General features: G+C 34.6%; 12 protein-coding genes. 10 read left to right on the top strand and 2 right to left on the bottom strand.

Annotation, left to right across the window (positions count from 1 at the left end; translation table 11 throughout):
- The first annotated feature begins 21 nt into the window (after positions 1-21).
- The 10 genes from DFR57_RS07495 (at position 22) to DFR57_RS07450 (ending at position 15122) form a co-directional block, all read left to right on the top strand.
- A complete protein-coding gene (locus tag DFR57_RS07495; protein ID WP_114352516.1) occupies positions 22-2340 on the top strand; it encodes a bifunctional diguanylate cyclase/phosphodiesterase in 2319 nt (772 codons plus the stop codon).
- 301 nt (positions 2341-2641) lie between these two features.
- Entirely contained in the window at positions 2642-6325 is a 3684-nt protein-coding gene (locus tag DFR57_RS07490; protein ID WP_114352515.1) for a nitrate reductase subunit alpha, read from the top strand.
- The gene (gene narH / locus DFR57_RS07485) at positions 6315-7787 is read left to right on the top strand and encodes a nitrate reductase subunit beta (RefSeq protein WP_114352514.1); all 1473 of its coding nucleotides are present in this window, start codon (positions 6315-6317) and stop codon (positions 7785-7787) included. The genes DFR57_RS07490 and narH overlap by 11 nt, the downstream gene beginning before the upstream one ends.
- Before the next feature lie 44 nt (positions 7788-7831).
- Complete coding sequence (gene narJ, locus DFR57_RS07480; RefSeq protein ID WP_114352513.1) at positions 7832-8467, top strand: nitrate reductase molybdenum cofactor assembly chaperone; 636 nt, start codon at positions 7832-7834, stop codon at positions 8465-8467.
- A gap of 38 nt (positions 8468-8505) precedes the next feature.
- A complete protein-coding gene (gene narI / locus DFR57_RS07475) occupies positions 8506-9189 on the top strand; it encodes a respiratory nitrate reductase subunit gamma (protein WP_114352600.1) in 684 nt (227 codons plus the stop codon).
- Between the two features lie 27 nt (positions 9190-9216).
- A complete protein-coding gene (locus DFR57_RS07470) occupies positions 9217-10680 on the top strand; it encodes a tetratricopeptide repeat protein (RefSeq protein WP_114352512.1) in 1464 nt (487 codons plus the stop codon).
- An 85-nt stretch (positions 10681-10765) separates the two neighbouring features.
- A complete protein-coding gene (locus tag DFR57_RS07465) occupies positions 10766-11329 on the top strand; it encodes a biotin transporter BioY (protein WP_114352511.1) in 564 nt (187 codons plus the stop codon).
- Positions 11330-11571: 242 nt separating this feature from the next.
- Positions 11572-12345, top strand: a complete 774-nt coding sequence (locus DFR57_RS07460) for an alpha/beta fold hydrolase (RefSeq protein WP_114352510.1) — start codon at positions 11572-11574, stop codon at positions 12343-12345.
- Between the two features lie 2 nt (positions 12346-12347).
- The gene (locus DFR57_RS07455) at positions 12348-13931 is read left to right on the top strand and encodes a UDP-N-acetylmuramoyl-tripeptide--D-alanyl-D-alanine ligase (RefSeq protein ID WP_114352509.1); all 1584 of its coding nucleotides are present in this window, start codon (positions 12348-12350) and stop codon (positions 13929-13931) included.
- A gap of 9 nt (positions 13932-13940) precedes the next feature.
- Complete coding sequence (locus DFR57_RS07450) at positions 13941-15122, top strand: D-alanine--D-alanine ligase family protein (protein WP_425450949.1); 1182 nt, start codon at positions 13941-13943, stop codon at positions 15120-15122.
- Positions 15123-15276: 154 nt separating this feature from the next.
- Here the strand turns inward: DFR57_RS07450 and DFR57_RS07445 are convergent, their stop codons facing one another.
- Both DFR57_RS07445 and DFR57_RS07440 read right to left on the bottom strand, forming a co-directional pair.
- Entirely contained in the window at positions 15277-16152 is an 876-nt protein-coding gene (locus DFR57_RS07445; protein ID WP_114352507.1) for a helix-turn-helix domain-containing protein, read from the bottom strand.
- Between the two features lie 46 nt (positions 16153-16198).
- Positions 16199-17071, bottom strand: coding sequence for a helix-turn-helix domain-containing protein (locus DFR57_RS07440; protein WP_114352506.1), 873 nt, complete (start codon positions 17069-17071; stop codon positions 16199-16201).
- Positions 17072-17135 lie beyond the last annotated feature (64 nt).

Raw genomic sequence — 17135 nt, 5'->3', positions numbered from 1 at the left:
TTAGGAAAGTAGTGTGGTCATTTGGATCATTTAACCCATCTAGAACATGAACCTTCATTAGTAATGATCTCTTATTTCATTTCATTTATTGCTGCATACGCCTCTATTGATTTAGCAAATAGAGTTAAATCCACGACTGGATTAGCAAGAAATACATGGTTAATATCAGGTGCAACCGCGTTAGGAATTGGTATATGGTCTATGCATTTTATAGCAATGCTTGCTTACGATATGCCTTTTCCGGTCTACTATAATGCTTGGATCGTTCTGTTCTCTATTGTTGCAGCAATTGCAGGCTGTTTGGGTGGCTTTTATGCCATATTATCAGGGAAACGATTATTTATTTTAGCAGGATTATTAATGGGTACAGGTATAGTATCCATGCATTATATAGGAATGCATGCTTTGATACCAGTTAACATTGAGTATAATCCTTTTATAGTTACAGTTTCGATCATTATAGCAATTGGTATTGCACTTTTTGCAATTTGGATTGGTTTTTTATCACCTTATTCTGAAAAACGAATGCCGTTAAAAAGAAAGTTAACCTTTTCTTTTTTTATGGGCATAGGTATATCCTCCATGCATTACGTAGGTATGGGGGCAGCTAAATTTAAGTTAGATGAAAATATAATAATTAATAATGAGTCAAATTTAATAAATATAGACATTTTTCAATGGATCATCATTATTATTACTTTCGTGATCTTCTTCCTTGTCTTTTTCACAATTTTTTATGATCGAATTTTGAGACGAGCGATTCGTTTACAAGGATTATTATTGGATTCGACCGAAGAAGGGGTCATAGTTACGGATGAAAATAATCAAGTGTTGGAAGGAAATCAAGCCTTCTATCTTCAATTTGGTACGATTACTTCTGATAAAAACTTGATTCATAATAACTTTGTAAAATTAATAGATGAAATAGGCAGTTCTAAAAAAACTGAAAAAGTCTTATCTTCAGTTACATTAGAGGTGAATCAATATCCACTTCCACAAGAAGCCTTTAATCATACCATGTGGATCATAAGAGATATATCTAAGAAAAAACTATCAGATAAAATCCTTAATCAACTAGCATTCTATGATAGTATTACAGAATTACCGAACCAGTATCAATTAGATCAAAGGTTAATAAATTTAGAAAGTGAATCAGAAAAAATTGCTTGTGTATTTATAGAATTTGATCGCTTAAATTTCACGAATGAAACTTTGGGCCATCAAGCAGGTGATCAATTAATACGAGAAATGGCTACAAGAATTAAAGAATCTCTAATTGACGGGGATCTCCTATTTAAATATGATACCAAAAGCTTTATTATTTTACTGCTTAATGATCGTGTGCGAGAAACGGAATCAATATTGAAAAGCCTGGTTAAAAAAATGGATGAACCTTTTACGGTTAAAGGTGGCGCTATAAATATTACAATTCATATTGGCTTAAGTAGATTTCCGAGCCAAGCAAGTGAGGGACAAAAATTAATTCGTTATGCCAACTGGGCAATGCTTACTTCAAAAAGTCGCGGAAAAAATCAAATTACAACTTTCGATCATAAAATTGAAGAAGCAATAATAAGAAGATTAAAACTGGAAGACGCACTTATACACGCGATCGAAAACGAAGAATTTCATCTTGTTTATCAGCCGAAAATTAATATAAAAACAAATAAGTTCATTGGAATGGAAGCACTACTTCGCTGGAATCAAAAAGAATTAGGTTTTATTTCACCTGGAGAATTTATTCCTATCGCAGAAGAAACGGGAAAGATATATAGAATTGGTGATTGGGTGATGCGAAAAGCATTTGCAGAATGGAGCAATTGGGTTGAAGCAGGAAATAAGCCAATTTGTTTAGCTATAAATATATCACCATTGCAATTTTCCAGAGATGAATTTTTACCAAATTTAAAAAGTATAATAGAAGCATCTAAAATGGATCCTAATTTTGTAGAATTAGAAATTACAGAGTCATCGTCCATTAATTATGAATCAAAAATGATTGAAAAATTATATGAAACAAAAAAATTAGGTGTCCACATATCCCTTGATGATTTTGGTACAGGGTATTCTTCATTTGGCCATTTAAAAGAACTTCCTGTAGATGTCTTGAAAATTGATCGTTCCTTCTTAAATGGCTTGCAAAGCAATAAAAACAATGAAGCAATCCTGCGTTCTATGATTCAGTTGGGTCATAATCTAAACCTAAAGGTTTTAATGGAAGGTGTAGAAACGATAGAAGATGTAAAATGGTTAGAAGCAGAAACCTGTGACTATGTCCAAGGCTTCTATTATAGTAGACCTAAACTTTTAAGCGAGCTTTACGATTGGTCACCAAAATAAATATTGAGTTGAGTGAAAGCTGTGCCATTTTTGGTGCAGCTTTTTTGAATGGAAAAAACAATTATTTTTAATGGATTATAAATTAAGAAAGTTTTTTTGATTGTTATAACGGACCAGACAAGCTAACTGAAAGCAAAGAAGGTCTATGATCGCAGGTCGATCAATTTTTTATTTGAAAATGGATTTTTTGTTATTGGCTCAAATCCTTTTCTCTTGGAAAGAGAGGTGTGATGTTGTTCACACCAAGAGCATTATATCCGTGATTAAATGTAAGTAATCAAAATAACTAGGAGGGATGAAGGTGAAAAAGAAAAAGTCCCCTTTATGGCAACGATTAAATTATTTAAAACCAAAAGAAAAATATGCTGATGGACATAGTCAATTACAAGTCGGTGATAGAGATTGGGAAAATGTATATCGCAGAAGATGGCAGCATGATAAGGTGGTTCGCTCTACCCATGGTGTGAATTGTACCGGAAGTTGTAGCTGGAATATCTTTGTGAAAGACGGAATTGTAACTTGGGAGGGCCAATCCATTGATTATCCTTCTACTGGTCCAGATATGCCTGATTTTGAACCAAGAGGCTGTCCGAGGGGTGCGAGTTTTTCTTGGTATATTTATAGCCCTCTCCGTGTGAAATATCCATATGTACGGAAAAAATTAATTCATTTATGGAGAGAAGCTAGAGAGCACTATGATAATCCACTAGATGCTTGGAAAAGCATTGTAGAAAATAAAGAAAAGGCAACGAGCTATAAAAAAGCAAGAGGTAAAGGTGGTCTCGTCAGAGCTGATTGGAAAGAGGTAACAGAATTAGTGGCAGCTTCTGTCCTTTATACGACGCTAACTTATGGGTCAGACCGTAATATAGGTTTCTCACCTATTCCAGCAATGTCGATGGTTAGTCATGCTGCCGGAAGCAGATTTATGTCCTTAATCGGAGGACCAATGCTCAGCTTCTACGATTGGTACGCCGATTTACCACCAGCTTCCCCACAAATTTGGGGAGATCAAACAGATGTACCGGAGAGTTCGGATTGGTATAACTCTGCTTACATTATGACTTGGGGCTCTAATGTTCCTTTAACAAGAACACCTGATGCCCACTTTCTAGCTGAAGCTAGATATAAAGGTACAAAAGTTGTATCAGTCAGTCCTGATTACGCAGAATCTACAAAGTTTTCAGATGATTGGATGTCTGTAAGACAAGGGACAGACGGAGCACTTGCGATGGCTATGGGACATGTTATTCTAAATGAATTTTATCAAAAACAAACAGTTCCATATTTTGAAAAATACGCTAAGACATATACTGATTTTCCATTTGCAGTTAAATTAAAAAATCAGGGCGATAGATTAGTAGCAGATCGCTTTTTACATGCAAAGGACCTTGGTATAGAGACAACAAATAATGAGTGGAAGCCATTAATGTTTAACAAGCTGACCAATGACTTTGCACTCCCGCAAGGAACGATGGGAACGAGATGGGATAAAGAAGGAAAATGGAATCTTAATTTAATAGATGAACGTACAAACGAAAAAATAGAACCAGTTTTAGGATTTTTAGGAATCGAGGATTCATGTCAAGAAATAGAAATCGCTTATTTTGATGCTTCTACTAGGTCGACGATGAAACGCATGGTTCCAGTAAAATCAGTTGAAATAGATGGAGAAAAAGTTTATGTAACAAGCGTGTATGATTTGATGCTAGCCAATTATGGAATAGATCGTGGAATCGGTGGGCAGGTTGCAGAGAGCTATGATGAGATTGAAGCATTTACTCCAGCGTGGCAAGAAGCAATTACTGGAGTAGATCGAAATCTTGTTATAAAAATAGCCAAAGAATTTGGCCAAAATGCCATTGATACAAATGGTAAATCAATGATTATCGTTGGTGCAGGAATTAATCACTGGTTTCACTCAGATGCCATTTATCGCGCGGTGGTTAATCTTGTTATTATGGTTGGTGCTCAAGGTGTAAATGGGGGTGGATGGGCGCACTATGTTGGTCAAGAGAAACTAAGACCAGCTGAAGGCTGGAACACGATTGCTACTGCAAAGGATTGGCAAGGCCCACCTAAGCTTCAAAATGGTACCTCATTCTTTTATTTTGCTACTGATCAGTGGCGTTATGAAGAAACATCTATGAGTGAATTAACAGCAAAAACAGTTGATAAAGCTCGTTATGAACATGCTGCAGATTACAATGTGCTTGCAGCTAGACTTGGCTGGCTCCCATCTTATCCAACTTTTGATAAGAACGGTATAGATGTTTTTAATGAAGCAAAGGCAAGTGGCTATGAAAAAGCTGAAGATGTAGCAAAATATGTTGCGAAGGAATTAGTAGATAGAAAATTATCTTTTTCTATTGAAGATCCTGATAATCCTGTGAATTTCCCGCGAACACTTTTTGTCTGGAGAGCTAATTTGATCTCTAGTTCAGGTAAAGGGCATGAGTATTTTCTAAAACATTTATTAGGAACAAGTCATGGACTTTTAAATGATGATGAAGATAGTTTACGTCCATCAGAAATCAAATGGCGCGAACAAGCACCTGAGGGGAAGCTCGACCTTCTTGTTGATTTAGACTTTCGCATGGCTGGAACAGGCCTTTATTCTGATGTGATTTTACCTGCTGCAACGTGGTATGAAAAACATGATTTATCAAGCACAGATATGCATCCTTTTGTACATCCATTTAATCCAGCTGTGGCATCACCTTGGGAATCAAAATCAGACTGGGACATTTTTAAAGCACTAGCTAAAGGTATATCTGATTTAGCTACAACACTTGAACTTGAGCCTTTTAAAGAAGTTGTGACAAGTCCATTACTGCATGATACAGCCCAAGAGATAGCGCAACCACTTGGAGAGATTAGGGATTGGTCAAAAGGTGAATGTGAAGCAATACCTGGAAAGACAATGCCTAATGTTCATGTAGTAGAAAGAGATTATAAATTGGTGCATAAAAAGTTCACCTCGTTAGGTCCTAATATCGGTAAAAACCCTTACGGTGGTAAAGGAATCAGCTGGTCAATGGAAAAAGAATATGAAGATGCCAAACATGCAATTGGAACAGTGGAAGAAAAAGGTATCTCAAAAGGACTTCCGAATATAGAGAAAGCAAAAGATGCTTGTGAAGCGATTTTGCGATTATCTAGTACTACTAATGGAAAGCTTGCTGTTAAAGCGTGGAAGGCGCTAGAAAAACAAACTAGCCTTTCGTTAAAAGATTTAGCAGAAGAAAGAGAAGAGGAGTTATTTACATTTGAACAAGTAAATGCACAACCGAAAACGGTTATAACTTCACCAGCTTTTAGTGGTTCAGAAAAAGGCGGAAGAAGATATTCTCCTTTCACCACAAATATAGAAAAAATGATTCCGTTTCGCACGATCACTGGTCGTCAATCCTACTTTTTAGATCATGAAATGATGAAAGAATTTGGGGAAGAGATGGCTACTTATAAACCGATGTTACATCACACACCTTTTAAGAAAGACAGACCGCCGGTAGAAGGAAAAGAGATAACATTAAACTATCTCACACCGCATAATAAGTGGTCGATTCACAGTATGTATTATGATGCGCAACCAATGTTAACCCTGTTTCGAGGAGGTCCAACCATTTGGCTCAATAAGGATGATGCAGCAGAAGCTGGAATTGAAGATAATGATTGGATTGAATGCTTTAACAGAAATGGTGTCGTCGTAGCAAGAGCTGTCGTTTCTCACCGTATTCCTAGAACGATAGCATTTATGCACCACGCACAGGATCGACATATTCAAGTGCCAGGTACAAACCTTACCAAAAACCGTGGTGGAACACATAATAGTCCAACAAAGATTCATATGAAACCTACTCATATGATTGGTGGCTACGCTCAATTAAGTTATGGTTTTAATTATTATGGACCAACGGGTAATCAACGTGACTTACATGTTGTGATTAGAAAACTAGAGGAGGTTGATTGGCTTGAAGATTAAAGCGCAAGTTGGCATGGTAATGAATTTGGACAAATGTATTGGGTGTCATACCTGCAGTGTAACGTGTAAAAACACCTGGACAAATCGTCCAGGTGCAGAGTATATGTATTTCAACAATGTGGAAACAAAACCAGGCATAGGTTATCCAAAAAGATGGGAGGATCAGGATCATTATAAAGGTGGATGGGAACTTGATAATGGGGAGCTTAAATTAAAATCCGGATCCAAAACGAAACGATTAATGAATCTTTTCTATAACCCCTACCAGCCAACATTAGAGGATTATTATGAGCCTTGGAATTACGACTATGAAAAACTAACCAATAGCAAAGAGCGAAAGCATCAACCAGTTGCTCGTGCTAAATCTGCTATTACAGGTGAGTTTATGGATATCGAATGGGGACCGAATTGGGAGGACGATCTAGCTGGTGGACATATCACCGGACTTAGGGATCCAAATGTGGAACAAATGGAAGAAAGTATCAAAACGGAATTCGAAGATGTCTTCATGATGTATCTACCGCGCATTTGTGAACATTGCATAAATGCACCGTGTGTCTCTTCTTGTCCATCTGGTGCTATGTATAAACGTGATGAAGACGGAATTGTGCTTGTTGATCAAAATGCATGTCGTGCTTGGAGACATTGCGTTACTTCTTGTCCATATAAAAAAGTTTATTTTAATTGGAAAACCAATAAAGCTGAAAAATGTACGATGTGTTATCCGAGAATCGAAAATGGTCAGCCGACAATATGTTCTGAAACTTGTGTGGGGCGTATTAGATACATTGGAATTATGCTGTATGACGCAGATAAGGTTCTAGAAGCAGCTTCTGTTGAAGATGAGGAGAAGTTATATGAAGCTCAGTTAGATATTTTCTTAGATCCGAGTGATCCTGAGGTAATTAAACAGGCGAAAATAGATGGCATTCCAGATGATTGGATGGAAGCAGCTAGACAGTCACCTATTTACAAAATGATCATTGACTGGAAAATTGCTCTACCACTTCATCCTGAATATAGAACGATGCCAATGGTATGGTACATTCCACCACTTAGTCCGGTCATGAATATGATTGAAGGTAATGGAAGTATTGCTAAGGAGGAAGATATTTTTCCTGCTATTGATGATATGCGCATACCGATTGAATATTTAGCTAATTTATTAACAGCCGGAAACAAAGAACATATTCGTACAGTACTGAAAAAAATGGCAGTAATGCGCGCATTTATGAGAGCAGAGACCACAGGTAAAAGCTATGATATGAGCTATATGGAAGAGCTCGGTCTAGATGCAGAAGAAGTTCGTAAAATGTATCGCTTATTAGCGATTGCAAAATATGATGATCGCTTTGTTATTCCAAAAAGTCACCGAGAAGAAGTAAGAGATTTATATGAAGATCAAGGAGCTTGTGGTCTTGATTTTGCTGGAGGACCAGGAAGCTGTGGGGTACTAAGTTAATTACCTAAGCAATTAATAAAATGTCGCATTTAGGAAGTTGGTGAATGGAGATGGAGGCTTTAACGCATGCAGAAGTCTATCAGCTAATCTCATTTTCTCTTTTATATCCAACAGATATAAAAGAGGAAGAGATGGAGGATTTGTTATTCCATTGTGAATTAATACAGGACGAGGAACTGAAAACAAATCTTTTTACTTTTTTTAATAGCTCTACTAGCCAAACGTTAGAGGATAGAACAGATCATTATATAGAAATATTTGATTTTGGTAAGACCTCTAATCTATATATTACTTATCTTAAACTAGGCGAGCAAAAAGAAAGAGGTCTCGAATTATTAAAATTAAAGAAATATTATGAAGCGGCTGGTTTCGGTTTAACTGATAATGAACTGCCTGATTATTTACCTCTAGTATTAGAGTTTTGTGCAAATGTAAAAAAAGAAATACGTATCAATTTACTAGAAAAATATGAAGCAGCTATATGGGATATGCGAGATAAGCTAATGAACTATCAAAGTCATTACACAGATTTATTTAATGGGTTAATAAGATTAATGGAGCTAGAAGGAATAAAGCACGATCAAGATTTAACAAGCAGAAGAAATGAAACGTTATCACTTGAGGACGTAAGAATCATGACTTCCATGCGGGATCAATTGATAAGAAATCAACTTGGATAAGTAAGCTTTTTTCAAGAAAGGGGTGGGTATGAATGAATATGTTGGATTGGTTTTTATGGGGGATTATCCCCTATATAGTCTTAACTATTTTTATAGGTGGCCATATTTATCGCTATCAAAAAGATCAATTTGGATGGTCCAGTAAATCAAGTGAGTTTTTAGAAAAAAAGCTATTAAGAGTGGGCTCTTTAATGTTCCATTTCGGAATATTTATGGTGCTTGGCGGACACTTCCTTGGTATTTTAGTACCTGTTCAAGTATACAATTCACTCGGTGTTACCGAGCACCAGTATCACATTATCGCTCTAACATTTGGTATTCCAGCAGGAATATTGGCTATTATAGGCCTCGGTATTCTTATGTATCGACGCTTAAGTGTGAAGAAGATTCTAAAAACTAGCTCCAAAGGCGATATAGCAGTTTTATTTTTCTTGTTTGTCGTAATTGCTTCTGGCCTCTCTGCTACTTTTTTAAATATTGATTCTCATGGATTTGATTACCGTACAACTATTGCACCTTGGTTTCGTGGAATTTTTATCTTCCGTGTCCAACCTGAATTAATGAGTGAAGTTCCTATCTGGTTTAAGATACATTTAATCGCAAACTATGCTTTTGCATCTATATGGCCGTTTACCAGGATGGTCCATGTGTTTAGTTTTCCTGCGCGGTACTTAAGAAGAAGCTATGTTATTTATAAGAAACAAGCGAATCAATTGAATTAATTTAAACAAAGGGAAGGATTGAGTAAAATGAATTGGGAAAACTATGCGATTGAATTACTCAAGAAATTACAAAATAAGTACCCTTCTGATGTCTTTAAAAATGAAGTTCAAGAACTGGAAAAATTATTGCTAGAAAAAGAAGTTAATAAGAATGAATCTACGCTTTTAAATCAAGTCGTTGCAGTTTACTACACGCAACAAAAAGTATATGCAAAGGCCTCCCATCATTTTCAACAAGCGTTAAATCGTCAACCGAATTCAGAAGAAGGATTGAAATATTGGATCGCTGCACATTTTCATTTTGTTACCTTAGATAAAAGCTATAACCAATTCCAACAGGCCAGAACAACCCTTGCTAGACTGCTACAATTTTATGAAAAAAAAGCATATAGTGATGAACATATTGCCCGCGTATATCATGAAATTGGTCGTATATTTGTGTTAGAAGAAGATTGGCATCAAGCCCATACAAAATTCGAGCTTGCAAAAAAACTTTACCAAAGTGCTTATCCAGTTACATCACAAGTAGTAATCGATCTTGTACATGAGTTGGCGGAAGTTTATATCCAATTAGATCAAGTGGAAGTGGCTATTCATTTATATGAACAAATTCTTCGTAGAAATAAGAAAGAAGCATCACTGAAGCTAAAAGCAACCTTAACTTTGCGCGTTGGAGAATTATATTTTCACTCTAATATAAAAGAAGCGCGTAAAAAAGTAACTGAAGCGCTAAATCTATATCAGGACGATCCCATGTTTAGTATAAGATGTAACATGCTGCTAGCGGAAATAGATGAGCTTTCTAACGCCTTGCCAAGAGCAATTAAATATTACCATCGAGCATTGAATAAAATGGAAGAATTTTTACCTGAAAAACACTTTTTAATTATCTTTTCTCATGCAAAATTAGGAAGTTTATATTTAGTGCAGAATAATAGAAAGGATGCAAAACAATACCTTGAAAAAGGATTGTATATGGCGACTGATTATCCTAAATTAATGATGCAATATTATCAAGCACTAGGAAATTTATATGCAAAAGAAGAAGATCACGCGTTATCGAACGAAATGTATGGCCAGTTTTTATCGATCCTTGAACACGAAGGAAAAATAAATGGCATTGCATATGCCCATACTTTAGTTGCGATTGCTGAGAATCATAGTATGGAAAACGATACATCCCTTGCAATAGCTAGGTTACTTGAAGCTCATAAGCTATACCAACGACTTGGTTCAAATTGTCGTGAAGATATGGCTTTTGTAGCATTTCAATTAGGTATTTCTTTTCAAAAAGATTCCGTTGAAAAAAATGATAGTGAAGCAGAAACTTATTTATTACAATCGTGGAAACTTCTACAGAGTAATAAAAATGTTCATTTGAAAGAAGAAGTTAACCTAGCAATTATAGAATTTTACAAAAAACATGGAAAACAAGATAGATGCTTCAAATATGAAAATGATTTAATTCAATTGCAGAAATTAATGGCTTGATATTATTTTTAAAAAAATACTAGTCAAACACAACTTTATTTGTTAACCTATTTTTATTAATGGTTAACAAATAAGGGGGAGCAAGATGCAACAAATTACATTAAGAAATATTATGTTAGCAAGTATTTTCACAGCAATAACAGCGATATTAGCGCAAATTGAAATTCCACTTCCACTTGTACCGATTAGTGGACAAACGTTAGCAGTAGGTATAACAGCTACCATTATTGGTAGTAAGCTAGGTGCTACTGCGATGATTGGGTATGCTATGATTGGAGCAATTGGAATTCCAGTATTTGCTGGTTTTCGCGGTGGACTTCAGGTAATTGTCGGGCCAACTGGCGGGTATATCATAGGTTTTATTTTTGCTGCATATGTTACCGGGAAAATTTTAGAACTTACTAAATTTAATCTTCGAATGGCAATTATTGCAAATATTGTAGGAATGTTTATAACATTATTGTTTGGCATGACACAGTTAAAATTCATTGTCGATTTAACTTGGAGTGAAGCTTTAGCAAGTGGCGTATATCCTTTTCTAATCGTTGGTTTTATCAAAGCATTTTTAGCCAGCTGGATTGGCATTGTAGTAAGACAAAGGTTAGTGCATGCCAAGCTATTAAAACAATCAAAGACAGTGACACCATAATAAATGAAAGAAAACATCCATCTTTATTGGTGGATGTTTTTTGATCTGTAAAAAGGGTAAAACAAAAAGTGCACACAAAACACTTCTTAAGCATCCTTGTTCTGTGATATGATAAAGGATATGTGATAAACGAGGAATCACCCTCATAGAAATAGTGTTAAAAGCGAATATATTTATGGTTTTTATAATTACAGATATAGATATGGCAACGTATATTAGGAATTCGAAGGAGCGTTATTAACGTGGATATCACGATTAAACAATTATCAATTCACTATCAAGTATATGGTGAAGGAAATCCCATTATTTTGTTACATGGATGGGGAACAAGCTTAGATTTATTCGATGATTTGCAGCAATCCTTAGCAGCAAATTTTAAAGTTTATGCAATTGATTTTCCTGGCTTTGGGAAAAGTGAAGAGCCAAAGGAATCTTGGGATGTGGCAGAATATACGGAGGTTTTAACTGACTTCATCAAGAAATTGGATATTCAAAAACCGACTTTAATAGGACATTCCTTTGGTGGAAGAGTATCGATTAAGTATGCTGATAATAATACAAATGTAAATAAAATAGTTTTAATTGGAAGTGCTGGAGTAAAGCCAAAACGAAAAGCTGATTATTACGTAAAAGTTTATTCGTACAAAACCATGAAGAAAGTATTAAGCTTACCTATCTTAAATCGTTATAAAGATGATATTATTCAAAAGTATCGAAAAAAGGTAGGTTCAGCCGATTATCAAAGTGCCTCACAAGTGATGCAACAAACACTTGTGAAAGTAGTCAATGAAGATTTAACCCATCATATGCCTAATATAAAGGTACCCACATTATTGTTATGGGGTAAAAATGATACCGCAACCCCGATAGAGGATGCTAAAGTGATGGAATCTTTAATTCCAAATGCCGGTTTAGCAGTTATCGAGAATGCAGGGCATTATGTATTTTTAGAACAGAAGAAGCGAGTAGCCGTTATTATTGATAAGTTTTTAGAAGAGGATAAAGGAGTAGGGTAATTATGTCGATATTTTTAACCATCACAGTATGCTTGTGGCTTGTGTATTTAGGCTTTCGCATACGAAAAGCTGTGCATATGCTTCAATTAAATTCTTACAGAAATAGCCGTCTATATAGATGGATGAACAGTAACTGGAAGAAAGTCATCACCGTAAAAGATTGGGCACTAATACTTCCGCTCATTTTTCTTTTTTTAGGGATGGAGCTTGTAGCATTTATTCTATTATCTCTTGTATTTATTATTGGAATAGTATTTAGATCAGATAAACCTGAAAAGAAAAAATTAGCAGTTACAGCACGTATTAAAAGGTTAATTACAACAATAAGTATTTTATACTTTATTATTGCTGGAGTAGCATTAGCTCTTATATGGACACAGGAAAGTTATCTGATTGCGGGTATATTAATAATAATTAGTGTTACTTGCTTATACTTTGTACTTATACTTGCGAATGTCATTAATGCTCCAATAGAAAACTCTATTAAAAATTATTACTACAAAGATGCGCATAACATGATCAAACAAGCTAATAACCTATCTACAATTGGTATTACAGGAAGTTTTGGAAAAACAAGCACAAAATTTATTCTGGATACGATATTATCCTCTCATTTTAATACATTAAAAACTCCTGAAAGCTACAATACTAAAATAGGGGTAACCATCACAGTAAGAAATTCTCTTAAGCCCTATCACGACATTTTTATTGCGGAAATGGGTGCGAAAGAGTCAGGAAATATCAAGGAAATTTGTGAATTGGTAAATCATAAATATGCTATTATTACAGCGATTGGTGAACAACATCTGGAAACTTTTAAAACACTTGAAAATATCCAAAAAACAAAATATGAAATAGTAGAATCACTACCAAGTGATGGTATTGCCTTTTTAAACAAAGATGATGTAAATATCATGTCTTACAAACCAAACGCGACCTGTAAAAAGATCTATTTTGGTATTGATCAACAGGATGCAGATTATGTAGCTAGTAATATTCAATTTCATCATCGTGGTACTACTTTTAGTGTTAAAAACAAACGTGGAGATCTTAATGCGGTCTTTGAAACAAAACTTTTAGGAAAACATAATGTGTATAATATATTAGCTGCTATTAGCTTAGCTTGGGAATTAAATGTACCACTTAATAAGTTACAATTAGGTGTGAAAAAAATCCAGCCAGTGAAACATCGAATGGAAGTAAGAAAAGGCTTTGGTGGTTTATCTGTTATAGATGATAGCTTTAATTCAAATCCAACTGGTTCTAGACTTGCGCTAGAGGTTTTAAAATCAATGGAAGGTTATAAAATTTTAGTTACTCCTGGAATGATTGAGCTTGGAGATAAACAATATGAGTATAACAAGAAATTTGGATCTTATGCGGCAGATGCCTGTGATTATGTCATTTTGGTTGGTGAAAAACAAACAGAACCTATACAGGATGGTTTGAAAGAAAAAAATTACCCAGCCGATCAAACGTATATTGCTAAAGATTTAAATGATGCAATCGGACATATCCAAGCGATTGCCAAGCAAGATGCGATTATATTACTAGAGAATGATTTACCGGATACGTACAATGAATAACTGGAGGGAATGCAATTGAAAACCAAGGTAGCCGTAATATATGGTGGTGTGTCAGTAGAACACGAAGTATCGGTTATTTCTGCATTGCAAGCAATTCATGCGATGGATGATTCGAAATACGATATTTTGCCAATTTATATAAGCAAAAATAGAGAATGGTATACAGGAGAAGATTTAAAAACAATTGAAAATTATCAAAAATTAGATCAACTATTAGAAAAAAGCGATAAAGTAGTTTTTGAACAACAAACAGATAAAAAAGTGATTCTACGAAAAAAAGAGAAATCAATATTTTCAAAAGGATTTATTTCGAATGTAGATGTTGTATTTCCAGTTATTCATGGAACGAACGGGGAAGATGGATCCTTACAAGGATACTTAGAATTATTAGGATTACCTTATGTCGGTTGTGATGTAGCGTCTTCAGCAGCAGGTATGGATAAGGTAATGATGAAGCAAATACTTAGAGATCAAAAAGTTCCAATCGTAGATTATGAGTGGTTTTATTCTACGACTTGGCTAAACGAAGCAGAAGATATAAAGCAAAAAGCAGAGGCTTTAGGCTATCCGTTAATTGTAAAACCTGCAAATTTAGGGTCTAGTGTTGGAATAAGCAAGGCTAAAAATGCAGGTGAATTAGAAGAAGCCATTGATCTTGCTGTTGAGTATAGCCATAAAATTGTGATAGAAAAAATGATTTCAAATTTAACAGAAGTTAATTGTTCCGTTATTGGTGACTATGAAGAAGTTGAAAGCTCTGTTTGCGAGCAAGTTCTAAGTAGTGATGAAATTCTATCGTACGAGGATAAATATCAAAGTGGTGGGAAATCTGGCGATACAAAAGGTATGGAAAGTGTTAATAGAATTATTCCTGCAGAAATATCCGAAAAAGCTACTCAAAATGTAAAACAGCTTGCAGAAAAAACCTTTAAATTGTTGGGAGCAAGTGGGGTTTCTAGAATAGACTTTTTATTAAACGAAAATGAAGAAGTATTTGTTAATGAGATTAATACAATTCCAGGATCGTTATCTTTTTATCTGTGGGAGCCATCTGGAAAAGATTTTATGGCCTTAACAGATCAATTAATTCAACTAGCCTTAAAGAGAGACAGAGAACGTGAATCAATCCATTTTTCTATTGATACTAACCTCTTTTCTCTACATGGCAAAGGCTCTAAAGGTAAGGCATAAGAAAAAAGCTAGGCAATTTGCCTAGCTTTTTGTTTAGCTTGAATAATAAATATATTTTTAATAAAAGGCATAGAAACACTTGGAAAATATAGAATTTCGAATTATTAAAAATAGTGAGAATCAATTAATAACTAACCGGTCTAATCTGTTTTAATTACTTAAGATTTCGATAGGTTTGATTTAGATAATGCTTCGGGGAGACACCCATTACTTTTTTAAACACTCTGCTGAAATAATAAGGATTACTGAATCCTAATTGTTCACTTACTTCTGAAATATTTAAATATTTATTTTTCAGTAAATGAATTGCTTTTTCTACTAAAACTTCCTGTTGATATTCTCGAATTGTTTTGCCAGTGTGTTTTTTGAATACCGTGGATAAATAACTATAGTTCATTCCTATTTCGTTTTCAATATCTATGCTTGTTAGTCGGGAGTTATCATTCATTTGAATAAAATTAATGATTTTTGAAACAGTTGAACGGGTCTTAATCTTTTTATTTTGATTAACATCCTCTAAATATAAGTCTAGAAATAGTTGCTGTGTAAAATTACCAACAAGAATCGGGCGTAGTGGGTGTTCAGAATGATAAAAATTTAATAATTTCTCACATTGCTTTTCGATAGTAAGAGGATGATCAATCCTACCATATTTAGGTAAAGAAACCTTCTTCTCATATACTTCTTTTTGAATAACCGTCTGAGACTGAAAAGGATTATAAAATTTCTTTGAATCTATTTCATTTCTAGGATTATTATAGAAGTGAATGTGGTACCACTCTGTATTTGGCTGATAATATTTAGTACCTGAATGAGACAATCCACTAGCGAGAAATAGAAAAGTTCCCTCTGTTAAGGCATAATTTGTTCCAAATTCCTCTACATACAATGTACCTTTTCTTACATATAAAAAGACATTCATTTCATGAAGTATACGGTTTGGGTGCTTAAAAACTCCATTCCTATCTTCAATGTATCCAATTTCATTAATCATAGGGATTTGCGATGTTGGAAAGTCAATCTGATTCATAGGGGAACCCACCTTTCTATTATGTTATAGAAGATTATTTTTATTATTATACATTCCGATAGATTTGCTGCAAATAAGTAGATGGAGATACACCGGTAACTTTTTTGAAAACACGGCTGAAATAAAATGGGTTTGAGAAACCTAATAAATCGCTAACTTCAGATATATTTTGATTGTTGTCCTTAAATAATTGAATGGCTTCTTCAATTAAAATTTCATTTTGATATTGCATGATACTTTTTCCAGTATGATTTTTAAAAAGGGAAGATAAATAGGCATAGTTCATTTGAATTTCCTCTGCAATTTCTTCACTTGTGCGCTTTATAATGGGATGACTGTGAAAAAGATCTATCATTCTGTGTATAACTCTATTGGATTTCTGTTCAGATTCCTGATCTTGTTGCTGTGCATACAGTCCTAGAAAAAACTGAAAGGTATGCATGCTGGAGAATAATGGTCTTAAAGGGTGTGGTGTCTCAAATTCTTCTAATAGCTTCTTTAATTGTGCTTCTACATAACTTTTTTGCTTTACCACTCCAGTTTTAGGTAAAGTAATCTCGGCATGATAAGTCTCTTCTGCTATTAATGAGGTTCGAAGATAGGAAGTATATTCATGGGAAGCTGGTAGCTCTGCTCCTTGTGGATCATAAAAGTGAATATAGTACCACTTAGATCCTTTTTCATAATAATCATCTCCCCAGTGGTGAAGGTTTTTTTTCAAAAAAAGATAGGAGCCCGCAGATAATTGGTAAGAAGTATCTTCTTCCACTACTTGAATGTGTCCCTTTTCAACATACACAAAAACATGAAGATTAGAAAATACACGATCAGGGTGCTTCAATATTCCTAGGCTATCTCCCATATATCCAATTTCTCTAATACCTGGTATTCCTGATGTTGGTAATTGTATCTTGTGCATTTTAATCCCTTCCTTAGACAATTTCTGTTATTATAACAAAAAGACAAAAAAAAGATAGGTTTTT

The sequence above is a fragment of the Saliterribacillus persicus genome, from assembly GCF_003337485.1.
GTDB lineage: Bacteria > Bacillota > Bacilli > Bacillales > Amphibacillaceae > Saliterribacillus > Saliterribacillus persicus.
Note: the sequence above shows the minus strand (reverse complement) of the source record. Positions and strands in the feature narration are given on the sequence as shown.